Raw genomic sequence first — 288 nt, 5'->3', positions numbered from 1 at the left:
CATGTACGTAGCCATTGGGCCGTTGAGAATCAATTACACTGGGTTCTTGATGTCTCATTCAGAGAGGATAACTGCCCAATAAATCGAGGTCATGCGGCAGAGAATTTCAGTACATTTAGGCATGTAGGACTGAACCAGTTGAAAAGAGAAAGTACCTTAAAAGCCAGCGTACGACGAAAACAACGCCGCGCTGCGATGGACACTGAGTATTTAGATAAGGTGGTTAGGGCTTAGCTGTTAACAGTATATTCACGCTCTCGCCCTGCTAAGCAATGTATCGGTAATCTT

Annotated in this window: 1 protein-coding gene; it reads left to right on the top strand. The window is 44.8% G+C overall.

Translation table 11 applies throughout. The annotated features are described in order from the left end of the window. Positions 1-234 (top strand): transposase (locus CWC11_RS23125; protein WP_212748115.1); only part of this gene is annotated, 234 nt, incomplete at its 5' end. Positions 235-288 lie beyond the last annotated feature (54 nt).

It is taken from the genome of Pseudoalteromonas sp. S3178 (assembly GCF_005886985.1).
In the GTDB taxonomy this organism is placed as follows: domain Bacteria; phylum Pseudomonadota; class Gammaproteobacteria; order Enterobacterales; family Alteromonadaceae; genus Pseudoalteromonas; species Pseudoalteromonas carrageenovora.
Note: the sequence above shows the minus strand (reverse complement) of the source record. Positions and strands in the feature narration are given on the sequence as shown.